The sequence below is a fragment of the Microvirgula sp. AG722 genome, from assembly GCF_003269145.1.
GTDB lineage: Bacteria > Pseudomonadota > Gammaproteobacteria > Burkholderiales > Aquaspirillaceae > Microvirgula > Microvirgula aerodenitrificans.
Window position 1 is genome coordinate 389,645 of sequence record NZ_QLTJ01000002.1, and the last position, 24,045, is coordinate 413,689.

At 64.8% G+C, this 24,045-nt stretch carries 21 protein-coding genes and 1 pseudogene; 10 read left to right on the plus strand and 12 right to left on the minus strand.

The genetic code is table 11. The features are described from left to right. Positions 1 to 182 precede the first annotated feature (182 nt). Complete coding sequence (murI, locus tag DFO50_RS05400) at positions 183 to 992, minus strand: glutamate racemase (protein ID WP_112692167.1); 810 nt, start codon at positions 990 to 992, stop codon at positions 183 to 185. Between the two features lie 39 nt (positions 993 to 1,031). After that, complete coding sequence (gene queG / locus DFO50_RS05405) at positions 1,032 to 2,138, minus strand: tRNA epoxyqueuosine(34) reductase QueG (RefSeq protein ID WP_028497613.1); 1,107 nt, start codon at positions 2,136 to 2,138, stop codon at positions 1,032 to 1,034. Here queG and tsaE point away from each other — a divergent pair. Both tsaE and DFO50_RS05415 read left to right on the plus strand, forming a co-directional pair. Next, positions 2,137 to 2,604 (plus strand): tRNA (adenosine(37)-N6)-threonylcarbamoyltransferase complex ATPase subunit type 1 TsaE, encoded by a 468-nt coding sequence (gene tsaE / locus DFO50_RS05410; protein ID WP_028497612.1) that lies wholly within the window; start codon positions 2,137 to 2,139, stop codon positions 2,602 to 2,604. The genes queG and tsaE overlap by 2 nt on opposite strands. Then, positions 2,586 to 3,851 (plus strand): N-acetylmuramoyl-L-alanine amidase, encoded by a 1,266-nt coding sequence (locus tag DFO50_RS05415; protein WP_112692168.1) that lies wholly within the window; start codon positions 2,586 to 2,588, stop codon positions 3,849 to 3,851. Before tsaE ends, DFO50_RS05415 begins: the two co-directional genes overlap by 19 nt. A 63-nt stretch (positions 3,852 to 3,914) precedes the next feature. Here DFO50_RS05415 and DFO50_RS05420 read toward each other — a convergent pair whose 3' ends face one another. Together DFO50_RS05420 and DFO50_RS05425 are read right to left on the minus strand one after the other, a co-directional pair. Further along, positions 3,915 to 4,655 (minus strand): beta-ketoacyl-ACP reductase, encoded by a 741-nt coding sequence (locus DFO50_RS05420; protein ID WP_028497610.1) that lies wholly within the window; start codon positions 4,653 to 4,655, stop codon positions 3,915 to 3,917. Positions 4,656 to 5,035: 380 nt separating this feature from the next. Further along, positions 5,036 to 6,667 carry an ABC-F family ATPase gene (locus tag DFO50_RS05425; RefSeq protein WP_028497609.1) on the minus strand — a complete coding sequence of 544 codons (1,632 nt, stop codon included), beginning with the start codon at positions 6,665 to 6,667 and terminating at the stop codon, positions 5,036 to 5,038. Positions 6,668 to 6,865: 198 nt separating this feature from the next. Between DFO50_RS05425 and dapA the strand changes: the two genes are divergently transcribed. Together dapA and bamC are read left to right on the plus strand one after the other, a co-directional pair. Continuing rightward, entirely contained in the window at positions 6,866 to 7,741 is an 876-nt protein-coding gene (gene dapA / locus DFO50_RS05430; protein ID WP_107889367.1) for a 4-hydroxy-tetrahydrodipicolinate synthase, read from the plus strand. A 20-nt stretch (positions 7,742 to 7,761) separates the two neighbouring features. After that, positions 7,762 to 8,925: an outer membrane protein assembly factor BamC gene (gene bamC / locus DFO50_RS05435; protein ID WP_028497607.1), complete on the plus strand. Its 1,164-nt coding sequence runs from the start codon at positions 7,762 to 7,764 to the stop codon at positions 8,923 to 8,925. Between the two features lie 836 nt (positions 8,926 to 9,761). Here the strand turns inward: bamC and DFO50_RS05445 are convergent. Further along, positions 9,762 to 10,904: a cupin domain-containing protein gene (locus tag DFO50_RS05445; protein WP_028497606.1), complete on the minus strand. Its 1,143-nt coding sequence runs from the start codon at positions 10,902 to 10,904 to the stop codon at positions 9,762 to 9,764. Positions 10,905 to 11,004: 100 nt separating this feature from the next. On the opposite strand from DFO50_RS05445, the gene DFO50_RS05450 reads away from it, so the two are divergent. Further along, positions 11,005 to 11,490, plus strand: coding sequence for a peptidylprolyl isomerase (locus DFO50_RS05450; protein ID WP_028497605.1), 486 nt, complete (start codon positions 11,005 to 11,007; stop codon positions 11,488 to 11,490). Between the two features lie 142 nt (positions 11,491 to 11,632). On the opposite strand, the gene prmC is transcribed toward DFO50_RS05450, so the two are convergent. The 5 genes and pseudogenes from prmC to DFO50_RS05475 form a co-directional block, all read right to left on the minus strand. Continuing rightward, the gene (gene prmC / locus DFO50_RS05455; protein ID WP_107889366.1) at positions 11,633 to 12,442 is read right to left on the minus strand and encodes a peptide chain release factor N(5)-glutamine methyltransferase; all 810 of its coding nucleotides are present in this window, start codon (positions 12,440 to 12,442) and stop codon (positions 11,633 to 11,635) included. Continuing rightward, a pseudogene (gene mgtE / locus DFO50_RS05460) lies at positions 12,442 to 13,719 on the minus strand (magnesium transporter); the annotation flags it as partial. The gene prmC and the pseudogene mgtE, both read right to left, overlap by 1 nt. Before the next feature lie 440 nt (positions 13,720 to 14,159). Then, a complete protein-coding gene (gene mtgA, locus DFO50_RS05465; RefSeq protein ID WP_028497602.1) occupies positions 14,160 to 14,843 on the minus strand; it encodes a monofunctional biosynthetic peptidoglycan transglycosylase in 684 nt (227 codons plus the stop codon). 272 nt (positions 14,844 to 15,115) lie between these two features. Then, complete coding sequence (gene aroE / locus DFO50_RS05470; RefSeq protein WP_028497601.1) at positions 15,116 to 15,940, minus strand: shikimate dehydrogenase; 825 nt, start codon at positions 15,938 to 15,940, stop codon at positions 15,116 to 15,118. 48 nt (positions 15,941 to 15,988) lie between these two features. Beyond that, the gene (locus tag DFO50_RS05475; protein WP_028497600.1) at positions 15,989 to 16,438 is read right to left on the minus strand and encodes a rhodanese-like domain-containing protein; all 450 of its coding nucleotides are present in this window, start codon (positions 16,436 to 16,438) and stop codon (positions 15,989 to 15,991) included. Positions 16,439 to 16,766: 328 nt separating this feature from the next. On the opposite strand from DFO50_RS05475, the gene glnA reads away from it, so the two are divergent. The 4 genes from glnA to ntrC all read left to right on the plus strand — a co-directional run bounded on the left by glnA (position 16,767) and on the right by ntrC (position 21,252). Beyond that, positions 16,767 to 18,185 (plus strand): type I glutamate--ammonia ligase, encoded by a 1,419-nt coding sequence (gene glnA / locus DFO50_RS05480; RefSeq protein WP_028497599.1) that lies wholly within the window; start codon positions 16,767 to 16,769, stop codon positions 18,183 to 18,185. 251 nt (positions 18,186 to 18,436) lie between these two features. After that, the gene (locus DFO50_RS05485) at positions 18,437 to 18,709 is read left to right on the plus strand and encodes a hypothetical protein (protein ID WP_107889364.1); all 273 of its coding nucleotides are present in this window, start codon (positions 18,437 to 18,439) and stop codon (positions 18,707 to 18,709) included. Positions 18,710 to 18,781: 72 nt separating this feature from the next. Then, entirely contained in the window at positions 18,782 to 19,837 is a 1,056-nt protein-coding gene (glnL, locus tag DFO50_RS05490) for a nitrogen regulation protein NR(II) (protein WP_028497597.1), read from the plus strand. After that, on the plus strand, positions 19,834 to 21,252 hold the full coding sequence (gene ntrC / locus DFO50_RS05495; protein WP_028497596.1) for a nitrogen regulation protein NR(I): 1,419 nt from the start codon (positions 19,834 to 19,836) through the stop codon (positions 21,250 to 21,252). Before glnL ends, ntrC begins: the two co-directional genes overlap by 4 nt. A gap of 41 nt (positions 21,253 to 21,293) precedes the next feature. Here ntrC and ylqF read toward each other — a convergent pair whose 3' ends face one another. Next, complete coding sequence (gene ylqF / locus DFO50_RS05500) at positions 21,294 to 22,244, minus strand: ribosome biogenesis GTPase YlqF (protein ID WP_028497595.1); 951 nt, start codon at positions 22,242 to 22,244, stop codon at positions 21,294 to 21,296. 43 nt (positions 22,245 to 22,287) lie between these two features. After that, positions 22,288 to 22,554, minus strand: a complete 267-nt coding sequence (locus DFO50_RS05505) for a hypothetical protein (RefSeq protein ID WP_028497594.1) — start codon at positions 22,552 to 22,554, stop codon at positions 22,288 to 22,290. Between the two features lie 40 nt (positions 22,555 to 22,594). Between DFO50_RS05505 and DFO50_RS05510 the strand changes: the two genes are divergently transcribed. Next, a complete protein-coding gene (locus DFO50_RS05510; protein ID WP_112692169.1) occupies positions 22,595 to 23,995 on the plus strand; it encodes a deoxyribodipyrimidine photo-lyase in 1,401 nt (466 codons plus the stop codon). Positions 23,996 to 24,045 lie beyond the last annotated feature (50 nt).

Below are 24,045 nucleotides of genomic sequence, written 5' to 3' on the forward strand. Positions count from 1 at the left end.
TATACATACATACATACAAGAATGTATTTTAATTAACGGGACGGGGGTGGATACACCGGGCGCGATCCGGAACAAAGCGCTTTTTATTCATCGATTTGCCGAAAAATTTCCCGCATGTTGCACAAAAACAACACGCCCCGTCCGGCAAGGGACGGGGCGTGTGACAGGCAGCGGGTGACGGCTTACAGATTGACCATTTCCAGCCGCTGGATGCTGCGGCCGAGGAAGCGCTCGCCAATGGTCTGGAACTTCAGCGGGATGTCGGTCACGAAATAGCGGTAATGGGTTTCGGGCGACGGCCCGTTCAGCAGGTTCAGCGCACCGAGCGTCTGTGCGGTCGATTCCGCCGTGGTCACGGCCGAGTCGACGAGTTCGATGCCGCTGCCGGCCACCTCGGCCAGCAGCGGCTTCAGCAGCGGGTAATGGGTGCAGCCGAGCACCAGGGTGTCGACATTCTCGATCAGCACCGTCTTCAGGTATTCCTCGGCGGTCAGCCGGGTGACGGCATGGTCGAGCCAGCCTTCCTCGACCAGCGGCACGAACAGCGGACAGGCCTGCGAGTACACACGCGCATCCGGATTGATCTGGTGGATCGCCCGTGCATAGGCATTGGCATTGATGGTGGTCGGCGTGGCAATCACGGCGATGTCACCGGAGCGGCTGGCCGCCGCCGCCGCGCGGCTGCCGGCATCGATCACATCCAGCACCGGTACGTCACCGGCCACTTCACGCACGATGTCGGCCGCCACCGCCGCCATGGTATTGCAGGCGATGATCAGCGCCTTGACGTCGCGCGCCAGCAGGAATTCGGCAATCTGCCGGGTATAGCTCTGGATGGTCGAAACCGACTTGCTGCCGTACGGCACGCGGGCGGTGTCGCCAAAATAAAGGATGTTCTCGAACGGCAGGCGGTCCATCAAGGCGCGCACGACGGTCAATCCGCCAATGCCGGAATCGAATACGCCTATCGGGCGTCGGTCGGGAGCAGTCATGATCTGGAAACCTGGGGCGAACGAAACAAGCCGGCCAGTCTACTCCTTGTCGGCACAAGACTCATGTCCGCCGGACTGCCCGTGCCGGGCCCAGGCCCAGTGCACATGCTCGCGCACCAGGGCCGACGGATCGTCCAGCCGGCTCTGCAGCGCGGCCAGCACCGCCGGCGTCGTCGGCGCATTGCCGAGCGCCACGGCGATATTGCGCAGCCAGCGCTCGTGGCCGATGCGGTGGATGGCGCTGCCGGCCAGGCGCTCGGCAAAATCCGCTGCACTCCAGGCAAACAGCCCGACCAGGCTGGCGCTGTCCAGCCCGTGCCGCGGCGCGAAGTCGGCCTCGGCGGTCGGCACCGCAAAGCGGTTCCACGGGCAGACCAGCTGACAGTCGTCGCAGCCGTAGATCCGGTTGCCGAGCAGTGGCCGCAGCGGCTCGGGAATCGCACCTTGCAGCTCGATGGTCAGGTAGGAGATGCAGCGCCGCGCGTCAACGGTGTATGGCGCCACGATGGCGCCGGTCGGACAGACGTCGATGCAGCGCGTGCAGCGGCCGCAGTGCGGTTCAATCGCCTGATCGACATCCAGCGGCAGGTCGGTAAACAGCTCGCCAAGGAAGAACAGCGAGCCCTGCTCGCGCGTCAGCAGCAAGGTGTGCTTGCCGCGCCAGCCGAGCCCGGACTGGCTGGCCAGCGCAACCTCCATCACCGGCGCACTGTCGGTGAAGGCGCGATGGCCGAACGGGCCGACTGCCTGCTGGATGCGCTCTGCCAGCTTCTGCAGCCGGTTGCGCAAGACCTTGTGGTAGTCACGGCCCAGCGCATAGCGCGAGATGTAGGCACGATCGGGGTCAGCCAGTTGCTGGTCGGCATCGTGCGCGCTGCCGGGCCAGTAATTGAGCCGCACGCTGATGACCGTGCGCGAGCCCGGCACCAGCTCGGCGGGCCGGGCGCGCTTGAAGCCGTGCCGGGCCATATAATCCATGTCACCATGAAATCCGGCGGCCAGCCACGATTCAAGACCGGTTTCGGCCCCGACAGGCAATGACGCCCGGGTAATCTTGATGTCGGTGAAGCCAAGATCGCGCGCCCACTCTTTGACTCGATCGGTCAATTCGCGATAATCGGTGTTTTCTGGGATGGATGCGGACATGGCGACGGCAACGGACACGCTGGAATGGGTTCTGGCCGACGAAGCCGCCACGCTCGCTTGTGGCGTTCGGCTGGCGGCTTTACTACAACCGGGAATGACGGTCTTTCTGGACGGCGATCTCGGCGCCGGAAAAACCACGTTGACCCGCGGCATTTTACGGGGTTTCGGCCATGCGGGCCGGGTGAAAAGCCCTACCTATGCGCTGGTCGAGCCCTACGCATTCGATACCTTTACCGTTTATCACTTTGACCTCTACCGATTCGCCGATCCGGATGAATGGGTGGACGCCGGCTTTCGCGAGCTCTTTCGCGACGACAGCATTTGCCTGATCGAGTGGCCGGAAAAAGCCGGGGCGCTGTTGCCGGCCCCCGACCTGACTGCGCGTCTGCTGCCTGACGGTGACGGGCGCACGCTCAGTCTGACCGCGCACAGCGCCAAGGGAATGCAATGTCTGAATCGACTCTGATCACCCGCCGCCGGCTGCTGCAGGCCGGCGGTGCCGTCATGCTGCTGTCGCTGTCGCGCGTGGGTTGCGCCGCGGCGCCGACCATTGTCGCCGTCCGCAGCTGGCCGTCCAATACCTACACCCGCGTCACGCTGGAGTCCAGCGAGAAGCTGAAGTTCCGCTCGTTCACCATGCAGAACCCGGACCGGGTAGTCATCGACATCGAGGGGGTGCAGCTGAACGCTGCGCTGCGCGACGTCGGCAATGCCATTCTCGGCGACGATCCGTATATCCGCGCCGCCCGCGCCGGCCAGTTCGACCCGAACACGGTACGGCTGGTGCTCGACGTCAAGGCACCGGTCAACCCGCAGGTGTTCACGCTGCCACCGGTGTCCGAGTACCGCCACCGGCTGGTCATCGACCTGTATCCGACCCACAGCGCCGACCCGTTGCTGGCGCTGCTGAACGACTACAACAACGGCAAGATCCAGAACGATGTGGCCACGCCGCCGCCGGCCCGGGACAAGGACGCCGCGCCGTCGCGCCAGCCGGATCGCGGCCGGCGCGAGTTTCTGGTCATGCTCGACCCCGGCCATGGCGGCGAGGACCCGGGCGCGATCGGCCCCAGCGGCGCACGCGAAAAGGATGTGGTGCTGGCGATCGCCAAGCAGCTGAAACGCCGCATCGACGCCACGCCGGGCATGCGCGTGATGCTGACCCGCGACGACGACATCTTCATTCCGCTCGGGGTGCGGGTCGCCAAGGCACGCAAGGCGAATGCCGACCTGTTCATCTCCATCCATGCCGACGCATTCACCACCCCGGCCGCCAACGGCTCCTCGGTGTTCACGCTGTCGGACAAGGGCGCGACCAGCACCGCCGCCAAGTGGCTGGCCAAGACCCAGAACGACGCCGACCTGATCGGCGGGGTCAGGATCGACGCCGGGCGCGACCGCTACCTGGCCCACACGCTGCTGGACCTGACCCAGACCGCGACCATCAACGACAGCATGCGGCTGGCCAAGTCGGTGCTCGGCGAGATCGGCGACATCAACCGCCTGCACAGCGGCAAGGTCGAACAGGCCGGCTTTGCGGTACTGAAGGCGCCGGACATCCCGTCGATCCTGGTCGAGACGGCCTTTATCTCCAACCCGGCCGAAGAGGCCCGGCTGGTGACGTCGTCGCACCAGGCCAAGATCGCCGATGCAATCCTGACCGGGGTCAAGCGCTACGCGTCGCGCACCAACTCCATCGTCGCCCGCAGCTAGGGCGCCTGGTCCGGACGAAAAAAAAGCATCCTCTGCAGGATGCTTTTTTCGTTCCGGCTGCGCTTACAGCGTCAGGCCGCCGGTCACTTCGATGGCGGCGCCGTTGATGTAGCTCGCTTCGTCGCTGGCCAGGAAGGCGTAGACGTTGGCGATTTCGGCCGGGTCGGCCATGCGCTTCATCGGCACCTTGTCTTCCATGGCCTGGATGACTTTTTCCGGCATCGACTTCAGGATCGGGGTGGCGACGAAGCCCGGGCACACGGCGTTGGCACGGATGCCCTTCTTGCCGAGTTCCTTGGCCCAGGTCTTGACGAAACCGATCACGCCGAACTTGGTCGCCGCGTAGTTGGTCTGGCCGAAGTTGCCGTAGACGCCGACCACCGAGCTGGCGTTCAGGATCACGCCGCTGCCCTGTTCGATCATGGTGTCGACCACGGCGCGGGCGCAGTTGTAGACGCCCTTCAGGTTGATGTCGATCACGCGGTCGAACTGCTCGTCGGTCATCTTGACCAGCTGGGCGTCGGCCACGATGCCGGCGTTGTTGACCAGCACGTCGATGCGGCCGAAGCGGGCCTTCAGGTCGCCGACCATGTCGTTGATCTGCGCGCGGTCGGTCACATTGACCACGTAGCCGGCAGCCTTGGCGCCAGTGGCTTCGAGTTCCTTGACGACCTTGTCGACCGCTTCCTGGCTCAGGTCACACACGGCAACGATCGCGCCTTCAGCGGCGAACTTCAGGGCCGTTGCGTGGCCGATGCCGCTGGCGGCGCCGGTGATGATGGAAACTTTCCCTTGCAGACGCATTGCAGTTCCTTTTCTGAATGGATTACGACCGGCCCAAAACGGCGAGTGCCACGCTCCATCCTCTCCCGTAACGACCGGAGCCCGTCGTGCACCATGCTGCGGCAGCACACACCGGCATTCCCCCGTCCGCGAGTATCGATTTTGACGTTATTCGGGCCCGGCGCGGTGCCTTATGTTGCACTGCACCGAACACGGCGGACTATAACCCAAGGGTTGTGGCCGGTCAAAACCCCCATGTCGTATTTAACGTAAACGTAAAGCGGGCCCCAAAGCCCCGAACAGCAAGAAACCCCGGCCACTGGCCGGGGTTTCTTGCTGTTTCGGACGGACGGGCTGCACGGCGAACACTGTCGTCGGCAGTACCGCCCGTCGGCTGGTACCTACACCAGGCCGCGGGACGCCAGATAGTCGTCGTAGCTGCCGGTGTAGTGGGTGTAGCCACCGGTGCCGTCGAGCTCGATGATCTGGGTCGCCAGCGAGCTGACGAACTGGCGGTCGTGCGAGACGAAGATCAGGGTGCCGGTGTACTTTTCCAGCGCCATGTTCAGCGATTCGATCGACTCCATGTCCATGTGGTTGGTCGGTTCGTCCATGATCATCACGTTCGGGCGCTGCAGGATCAGCTTGCCGTACAGCATGCGACCCTTCTCGCCGCCGGACAGCACGCGTACCGACTTGGTCACGTCGTCGCTGCCGAACAGCAGGCGGCCGAGGGTCGCGCGAACGGCCTGCTCGTCATCACCTTCCTGCGCCCATTCGCGCATCCACTCGGACAGGTTGTCGTCCGAATCGAAGTCCGACTCGTGATCCTGGGCGAAGTAGCCGACCTGGGCTTTTTCCGCCCACTTGATCCGGCCGGCATCGGCATGAATGCCGTCGCCGAAGGTCGGCTGGTACGCGCCGGCCAGCAGCTTGACCAGCGTGGACTTGCCGGCGCCGTTCGGACCGATGATGGCGATGCGCTGACCGGCTTCGAGAATCAGGTTCAGGTCGCGGAACAGCACCTTGTCGTCGTAGGCCTTGCACAGCCCGCTGACTTCCACTGCCTGGCGGTGCAGCTTCATCTTGTCGTCGAGCTCGAAGCGGATGAACGGGTTCTGCCGCGTCGACGGCTTGACCACCACCATGTCGCTCTTCAGCTTGTCGACCTGCTTCAGGCGACTGGTCGCCTGACGTGCCTTGGACTTGTTGGCCGAGAAGCGCGCCACGAACTCCTGCAGTTCCTGGATGCGTTCCTTCGCCTTCGCGTTCGACGACATCTGCCGTTCACGTGCCTGGGCCGCGGCGAGCATATAGTCGTCGTAGGTGCCCGGATACACGGTGATGGTGTTGTAGTCGAGGTCGGCCATGTGCGTGCACACCGCATTCAGGAAGTGGCGGTCGTGCGAAATGATGATCATGGTCGAGTTGCGCTGGTTCAGCACATCCTCGAGCCAGCGAATCGTATTGATGTCCAGGTTGTTGGTCGGTTCGTCGAGCAACAGGATGTCCGGATTCGAGAACAGCGCCTGTGCCAGCAGCACGCGCAGCTTCCAGCCCGGCGCCACTTCGCTCATCGGGCCGTTGTGCTGTTCCAGCGGAATGCCGACGCCCAGCAGCAGTTCGCCGGCACGCGCTTCGGCGGTATAGCCGTCGTACTCGGCGAACTTGGCTTCAAGCTCGGCCGCGCGCATGTAGTCGTCCTCGGTCGCCTCGAGATTCGCGTAGATGGCATCGCGCTCACTCATCGCCGCCCACATCTCGCCGTGCCCCATCAGGACGACGTCGATCACTCGCTGATTCTCGAAGGCGAACTGGTCCTGACGCAACTTGCCCAGGCGCAGACCGGGCTCGATCGACACATTGCCCGAGGTCGGTTCCAGATCACCGCCGAGGATTTTCATGAACGTCGATTTGCCCGAGCCGTTGGCGCCGATCAGGCCATAACGGTTGCCTTCGCCGAACCGGACCGACACGTTCTCGAATAACGGCTTTGCGCCGAACTGCATCGTAATGTTCGCGGTAGTAATCACGCGTGAAGATTCCTCGTCACCTAAAGGTTTGTCCGATAACCGGAAAACAGCGGATTCTATCACAGCAGTCCGTCACCGACCCATGCCGTCGCGCCGCAACAATTCATTACGATTGCATGCCGGGCGCATTCGCGCGCGGCGAAAGATTTGGGCTACAATCCTGCGCTCGTAAACCTTGAACACATGACAGGCAGTCCCATGCTTAGCGGAAGTCTGGTCGCGATCGTGACCCCCATGTTCGAGGACGGCAGCGTCGATTTTGCGTCGCTGGACCGTCTGGTCGATTTTCACATCGAGTCCGGCACCAGCAGCATCGTCGCCGTCGGCACGACCGGCGAGTCAGCGACGCTGACGGTCGACGAGCACCTGCAGGTGGTCGAGTCGGTCATCAAGCGCGCGGCGGGACGCATCCCGGTCATCGCCGGTGGCGGCGCCAACTCGACCCACGAAGCGATTGCGCTGACCCGCGAGGCCAAGCGCCTCGGCGCCAGCCATGTGCTGTCGGTGGTGCCGTATTACAACAAGCCGACCCAGGAAGGGCTGTACCAGCACTTCCGCGCGATTGCCGAAGCGGTCGACATCCCGGTCATTCTGTACAACGTGCCGGGCCGCACCGTCGCCGACCTCGGCAACGATACCGCGCTGCGCCTGGCCGAGATCGACAATATCGTCGGCCTGAAGGACGCCACCGCCGACCTCGAACGCTGCTGCGACCTGGTCAAGCGGGCGCCGAAGGATTTCGCGCTGTTCACCGGCGACGACGCCACTGCCATGGCCTTCATGCTCTGTGGCGGCCATGGCGTGATCTCGGTCACCGCCAACGTCGCCCCGAAGCAGATGGCCGATCTGTGCCGCGCGGCACTGGCCGGCGACGTGAAGGCGGCGCGCGCCATCAACAATCCGCTGCAGGATCTGCACAGGAACCTGTTCTGCGAAGCCAACCCGACCCCGGTCAAGTGGGCACTCGAACGCATGGGCCGCATCGCGGGCGGTATCCGCCTGCCGCTGGTCCCGCTGACCCCGGCCGGCCAGGCCAAAGTCGAAGCCGCGCTGGTCGCTGCCAACCTGATCTGAACCATTCTTACGGAGCACGGATGAAACGCCGTCACCTGATTCCCCTTCTGATTGCCACGGCAAGCATCGCCGCCTGCTCTTCGACCACCGAAGGCGGCAAGTCCAAGATCGACTACCAGAGCGATACCCCGGCGCCGAAACGCACGCTGGAAGTGCCGCCGGACCTGACCGCGCCTGACCTGACCAACAACTTCGCGCTGCCGTCCGGCGGCGTGACCGCCCGTGGTCTGGCCAGCCAGCAGCAATCGCAGCAGTCGCAGCAGTCCGCAATTGCTGCCGGCACCGCCCAGGTCGCCGCCTCGCCGAGCGCCAACCTGAAGATCGAGCGCGCCGGCACCCAGCGCTGGCTGGTCGTCAGCGGCAAGAGCGCCGAGCAGCTGTGGCCGCAAGTGCGCGAGTTCTGGCAGGACAACGGCTTCGTGCTGAAGCGCGACGAGCCGCAGGTCGGCATCATGGAAACCGACTGGGCGGAAAACCGCGCCAAGATCCCGCAGGACGGGCTGCGCAACCTGCTGTCGAAAGTCGGCCTCGACGGCCTGTACTCGACGCCGGAACGCGACCGCTTCCGCACCCGCTTCGAGCGCCACGGCAGCGATGTCGAGATCTACATCAGCCATCGCGGCATGGTGGAGAGCTTTACCGAAGGCAAGAACGACACCAAGTGGCAATCGCGCCCGGATGATCCCGAGCTCGAAGCCGAATTCCTCAGCCGCCTGATGGTCACCCTCGGCGCCGACGAGAAGAAGGCCAAGGATGCCGTCGAACAGGCCGCCCAGCCGAAGTCGCAGCAGGCCGCCGGCTCGCGCGCGCGTGTCGATGGCGACAGTGTTGTCGTCGACGACGGCTTCGACCGCGCCTGGCGCCGTACCGGCCTGGCGCTGGACCGCACCGGCCTGATCGTGACCGACCGCGACCGCACGGCGGGGACCTACTTTGTTCGTCCGGCCAAGAGCGATGCCGACAGCAAGGGCGACGACGACAGCGGTTTCTGGTCCAGCCTCGCCTTCTGGCGCGACAAACCGGACACCCGCAGCAAGGTCAGCCAGGAGTTCAGCTACCGCGTCGTGGTCAAGCAGGTCAGTGACAACGAAAGCCGCGTCAGCCTGCTCGACCCGAACGGTCAGCCGGTCGACGGCAAGGTGCGCGACGCCGCACTGCAGAAACTGGCCACCCAGTTGCGCTGAGCAGAAACGACAGAAACCCCGGGATGCCCTCCCGGGGTTTTTTCATGCCTGCCGTTGCGCAAGCACACATGCAAATACGCCCGGGCACAAGCCGTGGGCGTATCTGCATGGATCTCCCGCCAGCGGCGGGCAACAAAAAAGCCGACCTAGGTCGGCTTTTTCGCTGGAGAAGTAAAGATTACTTCTTTTCTTCGGCCGGAGCGGCAGCCGGAGCAGCAGCGTCAGCAGCCGGAGCGGCGGCAGCGTCAGCAGCCGGGGCAGCAGCGTCAGCAGCCGGAGCGGCAGCGTCAGCAGCCGGGGCAGCCGGCGCAGCAGCGTCAGCAGCCGGAGCTTGTTGTTCAGCAGCCGGAGCAGCAGCGTCAGCAGCCGGAGCTTCTTCTTTTTTACCGCAAGCGGTCAGGGCAACGGCCAGCAGGGCAGCAACGAGGAGCGACTGTTTCATTTGTATACCTATTTGGGAAGTAGCGTTGGACAAAGACAGCAGCCAACCCGAGGTGTGTGTTGCATTACGGTTAGCTGTTGGGGCGGATTGTAGCATGTTTTGATGTTCGGAAAAGGCGGCAGAATGTTCGATCTGCGACCATCTGCGTTCATCTTACAAAGCGTTACAAAGCAAACCGGTACTGAAACGCCAAATAGCGGTTTTGTCGGCATTTGTGGCCGGCAAGTATGTCAATCAGGTTTATCTATAAGATTCGGATAACAATGCTGCCGAAAACACTCACCCTTGGTAACAAAGCGACGCATTGGACAACGCTGCAAGGGGCGCCGCCCCCCCGGCGAACTGTTGTATTCAAGCATCAACCGTTCACCGGGCCCGACTTTTACCGGCTGTTTCAGTCTGCAGCCGGGCGACTTTCACCCAGTTGCCAGTAACCGGCCTCGTATCCCTCGTACAGCGCGTCGAGCATGCCGTCGGACACGGCCGCCCCCGCCAGATGACGGGCGTTGCCGAACTGCTGCCAGCGCGCGGCATCCTCTGCCCCGGTCTCCAGCCGCTCGCCGTTGGCGTACACCGCGTCGTCGGTGAACAGGATCTGGCTCTTCAGGTCCAGCCTGATGCCCTGCTCCACCACCGCATCGGCAAATGCGTCGAAATCCAGCGCCGCGTCCGGGCCCTCGTAGAACACGTGCGGTTTTGGCTCACTCAGGTAACGACCGAGAAAATCAGCCACCGTGTCGCGATCCCAGTGAATGCGTTCCAGCATCGCGGCGACCTGTTCGACCATGTCGTCGCCGATGCGGGCCGGTGCGTCGACCGGACGCAGTCCCGGATCGGCATACATGCCGTCCAGACAGATCGAGTCCTGCAGATGCACCAGGAACTGGGTTGCCATTTCCTGCACCGTCGGTGCACGGAAGCCGACCGAATAGGTCATGCCGGCATCGAGGGCGACGCCGTAGTGCGACAGCTTCGGCGGCAGGTACAGCATGTCGCCGTGCGCCAGCTCCCAGGTATCGAGCGCCGTGAACGAGTCCAGTACCTTGATCGGCGCGCCTTCCTGCAGCCGCTGGTTGTCCGGGCTGCCGATCTGCCAGCGCTTGCGGCCGCCGACCTGCAGCAGGAACACATCATAGGAATCGAAATGCGGCCCGACCGTCCCGCCGGGTGGCGCATAGCTGATCATCAGGTCGTCAATGCGCGCATACGGCAGGAAATCGAACTGCCACAGCAGGTCGGCAATATGCGGCAGGTGGTGGTTGACGTTCTGTACCAGCAGGGTCCAGTCGCTTTCCGGCAGGCGGGCGAGCCGGGACGGCCGCAACGGGCCGGACTCGACGAACCAGCGCCCCGCGCGCGACTCGATCAGCCGTGACTCGACGTCATCACGCTGCGCCAGCGCCGACAGCACCGCCAGATCGGCATGCGGACCGACGTCGGGAAAGGCGCCCCGCACCAGCAGGGGTTTTTTCTGCCAGTATTCGGACAGGAACTGCTCGGCGGTCAATCCGCCCAGAAAAGAGATCGGCGTTTTCATTTTCATATGGCGCCCGGCTCGGCGGGCCCTCCGGATTACATTACAATGCCGGGCAGCACGGCGTTGGCCGTGAGCCCGAAACTCTTTCAGGAAAACCCTCATGCAAATCGCCAAGAATACCGTCGTGTCGCTCAACTATGAGATGTACGACGCCGACAACAACCTGATCGACAAGACCGAAGAGCCGATCAGCTATCTTCATGGCGGCTACGATGGCATCTTCCCGCTGGTGGAAGAAGCCCTGCATGGCAAGTCCGCTGGCGACAACATCGACGTCAAGCTGGACCCGGACAATGCGTTCGGCGAACCGGACGAATCGCTGGTCCGCGTCGAAGACCTCAGCGTGTTCCCTGACGACGTGGAAATCGACGTCGGCACCATGTTTGAAGCTGACGATCCGGAAACCGGCGACGTCGTCGTGTTCCGCGTGACCGACATCTCCGAAGGCAAGGTCGTCGTTGACGGCAACCACCCGCTGGCCGGTCACACCATCCGCTTCGTCGCCACGGTGGCCGAAGTCCGCCCGGCAAGCCAGGAAGAGCTCGACCATGGTCACGTGCACGGTGCAGGCGGCCATCACCACTGATCGGCCCCCGCATTCGGGAGAGTGAAGCGTAACGGCGGGTCTGCTGCCGCGCCGCTTCCTTCTCCCTGCACCAGCTCACGCCGCCCTTTCGGGCGGCGTTATGCATTATCGCAGCAGTGACGACACTGGCATACGCATCAGATCAAGCCCGCTGGCCGACCGTGACCCGGTCCAGCCCGGCCAGGTCGTGCAGCGTGACGACCCGCTCCAGCCCGGCCGCCGCAAACAGCGTGCGGCAGGCCTCTCCCTGGTCGTAGCCGTGCTCGATCGCCAGCCAGCCTTCCGGCCGCAAGCGCGATGCCGCGCCGGCGACAATGAGGCGGATCGCCTGCAGGCCGTCGGCAAAGTCGGTCAGCGCGCCCGGCGGTTCAAAACGCAGATCCCCCTGTTCCAGGTGCGGATCGCCACTGGCGACATAGGGCGGATTCGAGGCGATCAGATCGAACGTCTCGCCGGCTTCCAGCGCGGCAAACCAGTCGGACAGCAGAAAGCGGCAGCGTGCGCCAAGGTCGCGGGCATTACCGCTGGCGATCGCCAGCGCCGCCGGCGACACATCAAGCGCCGTCATGTCGGTGTCGGGCCGTTCCAGCGCAATGCTGACGGCAATGGCACCGCTGCCGGTGCCCATGTCCAGACAGCGCGCCTGCGGTGGCAGATGCGCGAGGGCAAACTCGACCAGCACTTCGGTTTCCGGCCGCGGAATCAGTACGCCGGGCGCCACATGGAAATCCCGGCCAAAGAACTCGCGCACCCCGACCAGATAGGCGATCGGTTCGCCGGCCAGCCGGCGGGCGACCAGCGCATCGAAGCGGGCGGCATCGGCCTCCGGCACTTCCAGCTCGGGCCAGGTCGACTGACGGGTACGGCCGATGCGCGCCGCCTGCTCGAGCAGCATGCGCGCTTCCAGCCTCGGCAGGCCACTGCCGGCCAGCAGTTCGGCGACGGTCCGCATCACATCAGGAACACGGTGGCGAGACCGAGGAAGATGAAGAAGCCGCCGGAATCGGTACAGGCAGTGATCAGCACGCTGGAACCCAGCGCCGGATCACGTCCCAGTTTCTGCATCAGCGTCGGGATCATCACCCCCATGGTCGCTGCCAGCACCAGGTTCAGCGTCATCGCCGTGGTCATCACCACCCCCAGTTGCCAGCTGCCGTACAGCGCCCAGGCCAGTACGCCGAGCGCACTGCCCCAGACCAGGCCATTGATGACGCTGACGCCGATTTCCTTGCGCCACAACCGCCATGCCTGGTTCAGCTGCATCTGGCCCATGGCCAGTGCGCGCACGATCATGGTGATGGTCTGATTGCCGGAGTTGCCGCCGATCCCGGCCACGATCGGCATCAGTGCCGCCAGCGCGACCAGGTTCTGGATCGAATGTTCGAAGGCGCCGATCACCCGGCTGGCGACAAAGGCCGTGCACAGATTGACCGCCAGCCACGCCCAGCGGTTCTTCACCGAGGCCAGCACGCCGGCGAACAGGTCTTCCTCTTCCTTCAGGCCGGCCATGCTGAGCACTTCGCTCTCGCTCTCCTCACGGATGTAGTCGACCATGTCGGCCACCGTGAGCCGGCCGACCAGCCGGTAATTGCTGTCGACCACCGGTGCGGACACCAGGTCATAGCGCTCGAACGCCTGGGCCGCATCCCCGACGTCGTCGTCAGGCAGGAAGGTGACCACATCGCGCGCCATGACCGACGACACTTCGGATTCGGGATCGGAAATCAGCAGTTTGTTCAGTGGCAGTACGCCGACCAGGGTTTCCTCGTCGTCGACGACGAAGATCTTGTCGGCGTGGTCGGGCAGTTCCTCGAAGCGGCGCAGATAGCGCAGCACGACTTCCAGTGTCACATCGGCGCGGATCTTGACCAGCTCGAAATCCATCACGCCGCCGACCTGGTCCTCGCGGTACGACATCGCGCTTTGCAGCTGCTCGCGTTCCTTCAGGTCCAGGCCGCCCATGACCTCGTACACCACCTGGCTCGGCAGGTCGGGCGCCAGGTCGGCGAGTTCGTCGGCATCAAGCTGTTCGGCGGCGGCGACCAGCTCTTCGCGGTCCATCGACTCGATCAGCGTCTCGCGCACCGCGTCGGACACTTCGAGCAGGATGTCGCCATCGCGGTCGGCCTTGACCAGATCCCACACCCGCAGCCGCTCGTCCAGCGGCAGCGATTCAAGAATGTAGGCGACGTCGGCGGGGTGGAGCTGGTCGAGCTTTTTGCTCAACTCGGCGCTGTGCTGCTTGTGGACCAGATTCTCGACCAGCTGCTGGCGAGGCATGTCCTGCTTGTGGACGAGATCCTCGACCAGCTGCATGCGGTTCAGCAGGTTCTGCACCTGCGTCAGGCTGGCCTGGAGGTTGTCCTGGTTTCTTGTGGTATCGACGGTCATGCAAGTCGTCTCCCGTACCCGCACGGAAGATCGGCGCCGGCGAATACGTCAGTCGTTATGTTTGTAGGGAGAAGGCGGCGGGTAACTGGGTAAGTCCATGGTTGGAGCCGGGGAAAGGTGCGCCCGGCAGAGTACACAGAGGGCGCGAATTGTAACGCCGGCGCAATAAACCACGCCAGACTGCTGACGAAAATTGCTGCGCCGCACGCCATCGCGTCGATCGCGATCCGGCGTGCGCCACGCGCGCCGGACACCGGCGCAATGATGCGGCGCAAACATTACGGGATGTCGGCGTAGGCCATTCGCCGCTGCAGGATGGCAGCCTTGCGCCGGAGCCGGGAATCATTGCGGTGATCATCGTAATAGCGCGGATTCGGCACCATGGCCGCCAGTCTGGCTGCCTGCGACGCCGACAGCCGCGACGCGCCGGTCTTGTAGTAATGCCGGGCCGCCGCTTCGGCGCCGAACACGCCATTGCCCCACTCGATCACGTTCAGATAGATCTCGAAGATGCGCCGCTTGTCCATCACCGCTTCCAGCATCACGGTGATGATGGCCTCCTCGGCCTTGCGCCACGGCGTGCGTTTGGACGACAGGAACAGGTTCTTCGCCAGTTGCTGGCTGATGGTCGAGCCGCCGGCGACGATGCGGCCCTTCTGCATGTTCTTCTCCCAGGCGGTCTGCATCCCCTCCCAGTCGAATCCCTCGTGGGCAAGGAACTTGGCATCCTCACTGGCGACCAGCGCCCGCTTCAGGTTGCTGGAAATGCGGTCGTACGACACCCAGCGATAGCGGATCTCGATATCGGGATTGGTTTCGGCCAGCACGGCCTGCTGTTCGGTCATGAAGGCGGTCGTGGACGGGTTGTTCCACTTCCAGTACAGGATGTGCCCGAACAGCCACAGTTGATACAGCAGGAACACCGCGGCCAGCAGACCGACCAGCTTGAAAAGCAACTTCACGAAAAGCTCCGCAAAAAAGAAAACAGCCGGAAGAACCGGCCCAGACTGCCCACAAACCCCGTCCATTGAAGAACGGACGAGCGAAGCGAGGTTTCCCCGCAGCGGCGGGGACGGAAGACGCAGGAGTCAATCAGACAGACTGCCGTACTCACGGCAGATCCTGTCAGTCGGGCGTGCACCGACGCCACGGTGACCGTCGGTGCCCACCTTTATCAGCAGTCTGAGCCGGAAGAACCGGCCGTGGGTCGGGCATGTAACGGCGCAGCCGTCAGTCATGCCAGCAAATCGCGAAGGCTGTTCATCACCGGACGTGTCTCCGGCTGCACGCCATGCCAGATCCGGTACGACTCGGCCGCCTGTTCGACCAGCATGCCCAGTCCGTCGGACAGCATGCCGGCCCGTTCGGCCTGCGCCCGCGCCAGGAACGGCGTCAGGCCCTTGCCGTACACCATGTCGTAGACCAGCTCGCTGTCGGTCAGCACCCCGTCCGGCAGCGGCGGCAGCGCGCCGCTGAGACCGGCCGACGTGCCGTTGATGACGATGTCGAAGTGGCGTCCGGCCAGTTGCTCGTACGCACAGACCTCGATCCGGCCCCAGCCGGCGAAGTCGGCCGCAACCTGCTGCGCCTTGTCCAGCGTGCGGTTGACCAGGGTGACGCTGGCCGGCTTCTGCTCCAGCAGCGGCAGCAGCACGCCGCGCACGGCGCCGCCGGCGCCCAGCACCAGCACATTCTTGCCGGCGATGGCGACATCGAGGTTGACGGTGATGTCACGGGTCAGGCCGATACCGTCGGTATTGTCGCCATGGACCTCGCCATCGCGGAAAGTCAGCGTATTGACGGCCCCGGCCGCACGGGCACGCTCGGTCAGGTGCTGCCGCGCCAGCTCATGCGCTTCGAGCTTGAACGGCAGGGTCACGTTCAGTCCGTGGCCGCCGCCGGCGACAAAATCGCGCACGCTGGCGGCAAAGCCGTCCAGCGGCGCCAGCAGGCGTTCATAGGCCAGCGGCACTCCCTGCAGGCGGGCGAACTCGAGGTGGATGTACGGCGACTGGCTGTGCGCAATCGGGTTGCCGATAACGGCGTAGCGTTGGGTCATGATGGTCACTATCGCAAAGGGAAATTCGGAATTCGGTCGCGGGGCGGCTCAGCCCTGCCGCCATGGCAGGCCGCTGACACGCCAGCCGCCAAGGCGGTTGCGCTGGCCCTGCCCGTCGAGCGGGCCCTCGAAGCCGTCGAGGATGTTGTAGGCCTGGTAGCCCAGCCCGGCCGCCAGCGTGGCGGCGGCCACCGAGCGGACCCCGCTGCGGCACAGGAACAGGACCGGCAGGTCTTTCGCCACCGCCGCTTCGAGCTGGCCGGCAAAGGCCGGATTGGGCTGCATGCCGGGCCAGGTCCTGAATTCGATGCCGGTCGCGGACGGCGGCATGCCGACAAAGCTCCACTCGGCAGCGCTGCGCACGTCGACCAGGCGCGCGGCGCCCAGTTCGACCAGTCGCCAGGCCTCCGCCGGGGTCACCTCACCGGCATAGGCGCTGCCCGCTTCGCGTCCGCGTGTCGCGGCCCGGGCCAGAATTGTGTCAATTGTGTCGTCCATCGCGAAGCCAGCAAGCCGGGTGTCATGTTCGGGCGATTATAGTAGCAGCGAATGCACGGACAATGACAAGGCTTGTCCGGCAGTCGCCGGACGGTCCAAACCGGTGCATGCCCGTCAGCAATGCACCGGTTTTGTGCCACCGCACGGCAAATTGCACGCTTATGGTGCATCATGCCGTTGAGCGAGCCGGACGGGACGGCGTCCAGTCCCCGGGAATGCCGCGACAGCGGGCATGGCACAGTTTCTGCTATGTTTTCTGCCAGCTATCCGGTGCGCCCGGACCTCAACTTGAACGACTCGTAACACCTGAACACTTTGGGAGATTTGTATGGCGGCTGCCGACGTTAAGAAACTGATCGAGGATAACGACGTAAAGTTCGTTGACCTGCGCTTTACCGACACCAAGGGCAAGGAACAGCACGTCACCATCCCGGCGCACGTCCTGACCGAAGATGCCGAAGCCTGGTTCGAGCACGGCCATGCGTTCGATGGCTCGTCCATCGCCGGCTGGAAGGGTATCCAGGCCTCCGACATGCTGCTGATCGCCGACCCGGCGACGGCCTTCATCGACCCGTTCTACGACGAACCGACGGTGTTCATGACCTGCGACGTGGTCGATCCGGCCGACGGCAAGGGCTACGACCGCTGCCCGCGTTCGATCGCCAAGCGCGCTGAAGCCTACCTGAAGGCCAGCGGCATCGGCGATGTCGCCTTCTTCGGTCCGGAACCGGAATTCTTCGTGTTCGACAGCATCACCTGGCACGCCGACATGTCCGGCTGCCACGTGAAGATCAACTCGGAAGAAGCCGCCTGGTCGTCCGCCGATCCGCTCGACGGCGCCAACACCGGCCACCGTCCGCGCGTCAAGGGCGGCTACTTCCCGGTCCCGCCGGTCGACAGCTTCCAGGACATGCGCTCGCAAATGTGCCTGGTGCTGGAAGAACTCGGCGTGCCGGTCGAAGTGCACCACCACGAAGTGGCGACCGCCGGCCAGTGTGAAATCGGCACCCGCTTCAGCACGCTGACCCAGCGCGCCGACTGGACCCAGATCACCAAGTACGTGGTGCAGAACGTCGCCCACAGCTTCGGCAAGACCGCCACCTTCATGCCGAAGCCGATCTGCGGCGACAACGGCTCGGGCATGCACGTTCACCAGTCGATCTGGAAAGACGGCGTGAACCTGTTCGCCGGTGACGGCTATGCCGGCCTGTCCGACTTCGCGCTGTACTACATCGGCGGCATCATCAAGCACGCCAAGGCGCTGAACGCGATCACCAACCCGGGCACCAACTCGTACAAGCGCCTCGTGCCGCATTACGAAGCCCCGGTGAAGCTCGCCTACTCGGCCCGCAACCGTTCGGCCTCGATCCGCATTCCGCACGTGGCCAGCCCGAAGGCCCGCCGCATCGAAGCGCGCTTCCCGGACCCTTCGGCCAACCCGTACCTGTGCTTCGCCGCGCTGATGATGGCCGGCCTGGACGGCGTGCAGAACAAGATCCACCCGGGCGAACCGGCCAGCAAGAACCTGTACGACCTGCCGCCGGAAGAAGACAAGCTGATCCCGACCGTCTGCGCGTCGCTGGACGAAGCGCTGGGCGAGCTCGACAAGGACCGCGACTTCCTGACCCGTGGCGGCGTGTTCAGCAACGAGTGGATCGATGCCTTCATCGAACTCAAGATGCAGGAAGTCAACCGCATCCGCATGACGCCGCACCCGGTCGAGTTCGACGAGTACTACAGCCTGTAAGGGCCTGGCAGGGCGGGCACCGGAACACCGGGAGCCCGCCCGGCTGATACGGGGGACTGTCACACGACAGTCCCCCGGTTTTTTTGCACGGCCGGGCACCGACGTTCACCGTGGCGCGGTGCACGCCGGCTGACAGGATCTGCCCCGCTTCCGTCCCCGCCGCCGCGGGGAAACCCCGCTTCGCCCGTCCGTTCGACGTGGTCACTTTTTTCAGCCTTTTCCGACCCGGTCGATGGCGTATCATCGGCAGCATGACTCTGCGCCCCGCCCTTCCGCTGCTGGCTGCGCTGCTGGCGCTGCCGGTAACCGCCGCGCCCGTGCCGGTGGACGGCACGACACCATACCCGACGCCGCCCGACATCCGGCTCTCGCGCCCGGTGCCGACCGCGCCGTATGCGCCGCCGTCCCGCTTCGGCACCATCGCACCGATCCCGCCAGCGAGTGATCGCCAGCCGGCACCGGTACGCGATATCGACATGGACATCCGGCCCGCGCCGCGCCGTCTGCCCGACCGTCCGCGCTGAGCCCGGCACGGGTGCCGGCCACATGGCAGGCATTTTGCTTTATCGTCGTTATTCATTCCCTTTTGGCTGCCGATGCCCGATTCCGTTTTCGCCGGTCTTGCCCTGCTCGACACGGCGGTCCTCGCCGTCAACCGCGAGGGCGCCATCCTCCACGCCAACCCGGCAGCCGAAAACCTGCTGGCGCTGGGCAGTCGCGAACTGGTCCGCCACACCCTGTCGAGCCTGTTCGTCAATGCCCAGCCGCTGATGCGCGGCCTGGCCACCGCCGTCGACAACGATGTCAGTTTCACCGAACACGATCTGACGCTGGACACCACCAACCAGCTGCACCTGCACCTGTACTGCTCGCTGACGCCGATCGACGCCAACGGCGCGGCGGCGCTGCTGGAGCTGCGGCCGATCGACCAGCAGATCCGCATCGCCAACGAGGAACGCCTGCTGATCCAGCAGCAGGCGAACCGCGAGCTGATCCGCAATCTCGCCCACGAGATCAAGAACCCGCTTGGCGGCATCCGGGGTGCCGCGCAGTTGCTGGCACTGGAACTCGATGACCGCCCGGACCTGACCGAGTACCTCGATGTCATCCGCAACGAGGCGTTGCGCCTGCAATCGCTGGTCGACCGCCTGCTGGCGCCGAACCGGCGCCATGTGCAGGACGACGTCAATATCCACGAAGTGCTGGAACGGGTGCGCAGCCTGCTGCTGGCCGAGTATCCGGACGGACTGCACGTTCTCCGCGACTACGATATCAGCCTGCCGATGCTGACCGCCGACAAGGAGCAGTTGATCCAGATCGTCCTCAATATCGTCAAGAACGCGGCACAGGCCATGGCCGGCCACGGCACCATCCGCCTGAAAACCCGCATCGCCCGCCAGGTCACGCTGGCACGCCGCCGCTACGCGCTGGCACTGGAATTGCAGATCATCGATGACGGCCCCGGCATCCCGCCCGACCTGCACGACCATGTGTTCTACCCGCTGGTGACCGGCAGGGCCGAGGGAACCGGACTGGGCCTGACGCTGGCACAGACCTTCGTGCATCAGCACCAAGGAACCATCGAGTTCGAATCCCGGCCAGGACGCACCTGCTTTACCGTGCTCCTGCCGTTCCTGGAGAAAAGCGCATGACCACTGCACCGGTCTGGATTATCGACGACGACAAGTCCATCCGCTGGGTTCTGGAAAAAGCACTGGCCCGCGCCGGCATCGCCTTCCAGAGTTTCAGCAATGCCGACGATGCCCTGAACGCCATGTACGACGACACGCCGAAGGTGATAGTCAGCGATATCCGCATGCCGGGCACGGACGGACTGAAATTCCTGGGCAAGATCAAGGCTGACCATCCGCAACTGCCGGTCATCGTCATGACCGCGCACTCGGATCTCGACAGCGCCGTTTCGGCCTTTCAGGGCGGCGCATTCGAGTACCTGCCCAAGCCGTTCGACATCGACCAGGCCGTCCAGCTGGTCGAACGCGCACTCGGCGAGGTCGCCAGCATCGACCGCCCGGCGGACACGCTGGAACCGCTGCCGGTGCTGCTTGGCCAGGCGCCGGCAATGCAGGACGTGTTTCGCGCCATCGGCCGGCTCAGCCAGTCCAGCGTCACCGTGCTGATCACCGGCGAATCCGGCTCCGGCAAGGAACTGGTCGCGCAGGCGCTGCACCGCCACTCGGCGCGTGCCGCCAAGCCGTTCATCGCCATCAACACCGCCGCCATCCCGCGCGATCTGCTGGAGAGCGAGCTGTTCGGCCACGAGCGTGGTGCCTTCACCGGCGCCACCGCGCAACGGCGCGGCCGCTTCGAGGAGGCCGAGGGCGGTACGCTGTTCCTGGATGAAATCGGCGACATGCCGACCGAGCTGCAGACCCGCCTGCTGCGGGTGCTGTCGGACGGGCAGTTCTATCGCGTCGGCGGCCATATGCCGATCAAGGCCAATGTGCGGGTCATCGCCGCCACCCACCAGAACCTGGAATCCCGCGTGCGCGACGGCCAGTTCCGCGAGGACCTGTTCCATCGCCTGAACGTGATCCGCCTGCGTCTGCCGCCGCTGCGCGAGCGCCACGAGGACATCCCGCTGCTGACCCGGCATTTCCTGGCCCGCAGCGCGTCCAGCCTTGGCGTCGACGCCAAGCGGCTGTCGGAAGCCGCCATGGCCCAGCTGGCCGACTATGCCTTCCCAGGCAATGTCCGCCAGCTGGAGAACCTGTGCCAGTGGCTGACAGTGATGGCACCGGGCCAGACCGTCGAGCCGGCCGACCTGCCGCCGGAGCTGAAGGAAAGCGGCGGGGACGCGGTCGCAGGCCACCATCCGGCGACAGCCGGCGACTGGGCCGGCAGCCTGGCCGCCGTCGCCGCCGAGCAGTTGCGCCGAGGCGAGACCGGCATCATCGACGCGCTGACCCGCGAGTTCGAGGGCACGCTGATCCGCACCGCACTGGCGCACACCGGCGGGCGCCGGGTCGAGGCGGCGTCCCTGCTCGGGCTCGGCCGCAACACGCTGACACGCAAGGTGCAGGAGCTGGGGATAGACAGCGACGAATAAAAGAAGGGGACCTCGCGGTCCCCTTCTTTGTGCCCTGCATGCTACTCGGCGCTGTCCTTGCGGCCTTCGCGCCGCGCCTTGCGCTCGGCGCGGTCGGCCTCGTCAGCCAGCCGCTCGGCTTCGAGCCGGGCTTCGATTTCCTGGGCCATGACCTCCCACTGCGCCGGCGTTTCCAGCGTCAGCCGGCCGATACGGCCGTCGCGGAAGTCGTTCAGCACCACTTCGGCCGCCTTCTGCTCGTCCAGCACGCCACCGGCACGCATGGCGCCACGGCGACGGCCGATTTCCTCGAACAGTGCTACATCGCTGTCCGGCAGCGCGCTCAGGTTGTAGCGCGCCATCAGTTCGGCCGGGTAGACCGGCATCAGCATCGCCAGCAGTTCGAGCGCCACCTCGGCCTCGTCCATCGCATTGCGGCCGACGGCGCCGCTGGCGGCCAGCGCATAGCCGGAACGCTCATGCTCGATCTTCGGCCACAGCATGCCCGGGGTATCGAACAGCACGACTTCGTCGGTCAGCTGGATGCGCTGCTGCGCCTTGGTGATGGCGGGCTCGTTGCCGGTCTTGGCGATCTTCTTGCCCATCAGGCTGTTGATCAGCGTCGATTTGCCGACGTTGGGAATACCGCACACGATCAGCCGCAATGGCCGGTCCGCACCGATCACCCGACCGGGCACCAGCGCGCGCGCCGCGTCGATAATCTTCTTTTTCGGATTGCTCTCGCCGTTGTCGAGCGCAATCGCGCCGGTCCCCGGCTGCGAGGCGAACCAGGCCAGCCAGTCCCGGGTGGTGGCCGGGTCGGCCAGATCCTGCTTGTTGAGGATCTTGAGCTTCGGCCGCCGGGTCTCGAGCAGACGGGAAATCATCGGGTTGGACGACGACATCGGCAGACGCGCATCGCACATCTCGATCACCACGTCGACTTCGGCGAGCTTGTCGGCAAACTCGCGCTTGGCCTTGTGCATGTGACCGGGGAACCATTGGATGGCCATGGGGAGAATCCTTCTGTGGTCGTCCTGGAGCGGCCGACCGGCTTTAACGGCAAAACGGCGCGCATTGTACCCGTGCGGCAGCCTGCCGGATATGGCGGTCGCAGGCAAACCCTTGGCGAAACGGGCTTTTGTGCCGTACTTGACCCCGGTCAATGACGTGCTGCTTAGCCATGGCCGGCACGAACGGGCGGTCGTACATTGTTCCCATGCTGTGCCGCGCATCGGCCAGCAGGGTGTTCTTCACGCAAGCTTGAATCAAAGCCTTGGGCGTCACTGCGGTGGCGCCTTTTTTATTGTCGTCGGCCGCCATCCCGTACACTCGACACCTTGCCGTTTTTCTCCGGTACGCGATGACACGCTTTGATATCTCGATCTGCTGGTTCCGCCGCGACCTGCGGCTGTCCGACCATGCCGCGCTGTACCAGGCCCTGAAGCACAGCCGGAGCGTGGTGTGCGTCTTCGTATTCGACCGCGCCATTCTCGAACCACTGCCAAGGGCCGACCGCCGGGTGGATTTCATCCACCGCTCGCTGGCCGAACTCAAGCAGGCGCTGCGCGAGCACGGCAGCGATCTGCTGGTCCGCCATGCCGATGCCTGCGAGGCGATTCCCGAACTGGCTCGCACGCTGGGTGCCGGCGCCGTGTTTGCCAACCGCGACGATGACCCGGCCGCCATCGCCCGTGACGATGCCGTGGCTGCCGCCCTGGCCGCCGACGGGCGCACGCTGCTCACCAGCAAGGACGTGACGCTGTTCGAGCGTGACGAGGTCCTGACCGCATCCGGGACGCCCTACAGCGTCTATACGCCGTACCGGAACGCATGGCGGAAAAAGCTCGATCCGTTCTTCCTGCAGGCCTATCCGGTGGAACGCTACCTGACAGCACTGGCGCCGCTGCCGCCGCAACCGTTCCCGTCCCTGCCCGAACTCGGCTTTGCGCCGGCCGACCCCGGCGTGCCGACCGGGATGTCCGGCGCGCAGGCCCTGTTTGCGGCCTTTCAGCCACGCATCGCCCATTACCGCACCCTGCGCGACTACCCGGCCGACAATGGCGTGTCGGCGCTGTCGGTCCACCTGCGCTTCGGCACGATCTCGATCCGGCAACTGGCGCAGTTCGCCTGGGCCGACGGTTCGGACGGCGCGATGTGCTGGCTCGACGAACTGATCTGGCGCGACTTCTACCACCAGATCCTCTGGCACCATCCCCGGGTCGGTCAAGGGCGGTCGTTCAAGCCGGAGTACGAGGGCCTGGCCTTCCCCGGCGACCCGCAGCATTTCGACGCCTGGTGCGAGGGACGGACCGGCTATCCGCTGGTCGACGCCGCGATGCGTCAGCTGAACCGGACCGGCTGGATGCACAACCGGCTGCGCATGGTCAGTGCCAGCTTTCTGGTCAAGGACCTGTTGATCGACTGGCGCCATGGCGAAGCGTATTTCGCCGAAAAGCTGCTGGATTTCGATCTGGCCGCCAACAATGGCGGCTGGCAGTGGGCCGCCTCGACCGGCTGCGATGCCCAGCCATACTTCCGCATTTTCAACCCGGTCACCCAGTCGGAGAAATTCGACCCGCGCGGCGATTTCATCCGCCGCTTCGTCCCGGAACTGGCCGCGCTGGACCACAAGGCCATCCACGCGCCGTGGCAGGCCAGGCAGTTGCCGCCCGGCTTCCGGCTGTCGCATGACTATCCGGCGCCGATCGTCGACCATGCCGTGCAGCGGCAGCGTGCGCTGGCGCTGTACGGCAAGGACTGACGGCAGACAGCAGCAAGCCCGCAGACCTTTCCGTCTGCGGGCTTGCCGTA

Excerpts from the sequence above, each read along its gene's own strand:
- murI (WP_112692167.1), bottom strand. The coding sequence starts at position 992 with ATGACTGCTCCCGACCGACGCCCGATAGGCGTATTCGATTCCGGCATT.
- tsaE (WP_028497612.1), top strand. The coding sequence starts at position 2,137 with ATGGCGACGGCAACGGACACGCTGGAATGGGTTCTGGCCGACGAAGCC.
- queG (WP_028497613.1), bottom strand. The coding sequence starts at position 2,138 with ATGTCCGCATCCATCCCAGAAAACACCGATTATCGCGAATTGACCGAT.
- DFO50_RS05415 (WP_112692168.1), top strand. The coding sequence starts at position 2,586 with ATGTCTGAATCGACTCTGATCACCCGCCGCCGGCTGCTGCAGGCCGGC.
- DFO50_RS05420 (WP_028497610.1), bottom strand. The coding sequence starts at position 4,655 with ATGCGTCTGCAAGGGAAAGTTTCCATCATCACCGGCGCCGCCAGCGGC.
- dapA (WP_107889367.1), top strand. The coding sequence starts at position 6,866 with ATGCTTAGCGGAAGTCTGGTCGCGATCGTGACCCCCATGTTCGAGGAC.
- bamC (WP_028497607.1), top strand. The coding sequence starts at position 7,762 with ATGAAACGCCGTCACCTGATTCCCCTTCTGATTGCCACGGCAAGCATC.
- DFO50_RS05445 (WP_028497606.1), bottom strand. The coding sequence starts at position 10,904 with ATGAAAACGCCGATCTCTTTTCTGGGCGGATTGACCGCCGAGCAGTTC.
- DFO50_RS05450 (WP_028497605.1), top strand. The coding sequence starts at position 11,005 with ATGCAAATCGCCAAGAATACCGTCGTGTCGCTCAACTATGAGATGTAC.
- prmC (WP_107889366.1), bottom strand. The coding sequence starts at position 12,442 with ATGCGGACCGTCGCCGAACTGCTGGCCGGCAGTGGCCTGCCGAGGCTG.
- aroE (WP_028497601.1), bottom strand. The coding sequence starts at position 15,940 with ATGACCCAACGCTACGCCGTTATCGGCAACCCGATTGCGCACAGCCAG.
- DFO50_RS05475 (WP_028497600.1), bottom strand. The coding sequence starts at position 16,438 with ATGGACGACACAATTGACACAATTCTGGCCCGGGCCGCGACACGCGGA.
- glnA (WP_028497599.1), top strand. The coding sequence starts at position 16,767 with ATGGCGGCTGCCGACGTTAAGAAACTGATCGAGGATAACGACGTAAAG.
- DFO50_RS05485 (WP_107889364.1), top strand. The coding sequence starts at position 18,437 with ATGACTCTGCGCCCCGCCCTTCCGCTGCTGGCTGCGCTGCTGGCGCTG.
- glnL (WP_028497597.1), top strand. The coding sequence starts at position 18,782 with ATGCCCGATTCCGTTTTCGCCGGTCTTGCCCTGCTCGACACGGCGGTC.
- ntrC (WP_028497596.1), top strand. The coding sequence starts at position 19,834 with ATGACCACTGCACCGGTCTGGATTATCGACGACGACAAGTCCATCCGC.
- ylqF (WP_028497595.1), bottom strand. The coding sequence starts at position 22,244 with ATGGCCATCCAATGGTTCCCCGGTCACATGCACAAGGCCAAGCGCGAG.
- DFO50_RS05505 (WP_028497594.1), bottom strand. The coding sequence starts at position 22,554 with ATGGCGGCCGACGACAATAAAAAAGGCGCCACCGCAGTGACGCCCAAG.
- DFO50_RS05510 (WP_112692169.1), top strand. The coding sequence starts at position 22,595 with ATGACACGCTTTGATATCTCGATCTGCTGGTTCCGCCGCGACCTGCGG.